Source organism: Nocardia sp. CC201C, assembly GCF_030010695.1.
GTDB classification, from domain to species: Bacteria; Actinomycetota; Actinomycetes; order Mycobacteriales; family Mycobacteriaceae; genus Nocardia; species Nocardia otitidiscaviarum.
Map to the genome: position 1 here is coordinate 1 of NZ_JASCXP010000674.1, position 2,119 is coordinate 2,119.

The 2,119-nt window shown below is 66.0% G+C and carries 2 protein-coding genes; both read right to left on the minus strand.

The genetic code is table 11. From position 1 onward, the window contains the following. A partial coding sequence (gene secF, locus QK444_RS35770) for a protein translocase subunit SecF (protein ID WP_282786472.1) occupies positions 1-1,020 on the minus strand: 1,020 nt, incomplete at its 3' end. Between the two features lie 17 nt (positions 1,021-1,037). Beyond that, a partial coding sequence (secD, locus tag QK444_RS35775; protein ID WP_282786470.1) for a protein translocase subunit SecD occupies positions 1,038-2,119 on the minus strand: 1,082 nt, incomplete at its 5' end.

A 2,119-nucleotide genomic window follows, 5' to 3' on the forward strand; every position in this document is an offset into this window, starting at 1 on the left:
CTTGGCGAGCACCTTCCTGGTGTGCGCGGCCACCGGCCCGAAGCGTTCCTTGATGCTCACCAGCAGCGGCACCGCGAAGAAGATCGACGAGTAGGTGCCGACGATCATGCCGACCAGCTGCACCAGCGCGAGATCCTTGAGGGTGCCGACGCCGAGCATCCACACCGCGATCACCAGCAGGCCGATGATCGGCAGAATGCCGATGACGGTGGTGGAGATCGAGCGCATGAGCGTCTGGTTGGCCGCCAGGTTGGCCTGTTCGGCATAGGTGCGCCGGGTCAGATGCAGAACGCCGCGGGTGTTCTCCTCGACCTTGTCGAAGACGACGACATTGTCGTAGAGCACGAAGCCCAGAATGGTGAGCAGACCGATCACCGCCGCCGGGGTCACCTCGAAACCGACCAGCGAGTAGATGCCCGCGGTCACGATGAGGTTGAAGAACAGCGAGGTGATGGCCGCGACGGACATATCGCGTTCGAAGCGGATCGCGATATAGATCATGGTCAGGGCCACGAATACCAGCAGCGCGATCACCGCCTGCCGGGTGACCTGACCACCCCAGGTCTCACTGATCTCGGCGATGCTGATGGCCGCCGGACTGGGATTGCCCGAGGTGTCCTTCGGCTGGAACGCCTCGAACAGCGCGTTCTGCAGCCGCGCGGAGTCGGCGGTGTCCAGCGTGTCGGACCGCAGCTGGATGGTGGAGGTCGCCCCGGAGCCCACCTGCTGCACGACCACCGGATCGTGGCCGAGGGTGTCGCGGTACACCTGCTCCACCTGCTCCACGCTGGTCCCCTCGGCGGGCAGCTGGATGCGCGAACCACCGGCGAAGTCGATGCCGAGGGTGAAGCCGCGCACCGCGATGCTCAGCAGCGAGATGAGCACGAAGGCAGCGCTCAGCGCGTAGAAGAACTTCCGGCGGCCGACGATCTCGAATCCGCCGGTGCCGGTGTAGAGCCGTTCGAAGAATCCGTGACGCGGCGCGTCGGTCGGTTCCACGTAGTCGATGTCGGAGTCCATCACCGAGTTGCTCATCCTCACGCCTCCCTGGCCGCGACGGCGGCAGCGGCGGCCTTGCGCTCCCGGGCGATCTGCGACACCACGCCGAGACCGTTGACCGAGGGCTTGGCCCAGAACGGTGACCTGGACGCCATCATCATCAGCGGCGCGGTCACCAGGTACAGCACGATCACGTCCAGCACGGTGGTGACACCGAGGGTGAACGCGAAGCCCTTCACCTGACCGGCGGCCAGGATGTACAGCACGACGGAGGCGATGAGGCTGACCGTCTTACCGGAGAGGTTGGTGCGCTGGGCGCGCTGCCAGCCGCGCGGCACCGCCGAGCGGAAGGTGCGGCCCTCGCGCATCTCGTCCTTGATGCGTTCGAAGAACACCACGAAGGAGTCGGCGGTCAGACCGATGCCGATGATCAGACCGGCGATACCGGCCAGATCGAGGGTGAAGCCGATCCACCGGCCCAGCAGCACGATCAGGCCGTAGACGGCCGCACCGGCCATGAGCAGCGAGAACCCCGCCAGCAGACCGAGCAGTCGATAGACGAGCAGGCAGTACAGCAGCACCAGCACCATGCCGATCGCACCCGCGATCAGACTTGCCTTGAGCGAGTACAGACCCAGCGTGGCCGAGACGGATTCGGCCTCGGAGGTGGTGAACGACAGCGGCAGCGAACCGTACTTCAGCTGGTTGGCCAGCTCCTTGGCGGACTCGCCGGTGAAGTTGCCGGAGATCTGGGTGTTGCCGCCGAACTGGTTGGCGGCCTGCACCACCGGGGCGCTCACGACCTGCGTATCGAGGGTGAAGGCCAGCTGCTGCTGGTAGAACTCGTTGGTCAGCTTGCCCCAGGTGTCGGAGCCGCCGGACTTGAAGTCGACGTTGACCACCCAGCGGGACTGCTGCGGATCCAGCACCGCGGAGGCGTCCTTGATCTCCTGGCCGTCCAGGCGGCTCGGGCCGAGCGTGTAGACGAGCTGACCGTCGGTGCTGCACGTGACCAGCGGCAGGTTCGGATCGTCGTTACCGGCCAGCGGATCCGGCTTGCCGCAATCCATGGACAGCATGGCCAGCTGCTGGGTCTGCGGATCGGTGCTCTGCCGCAGGG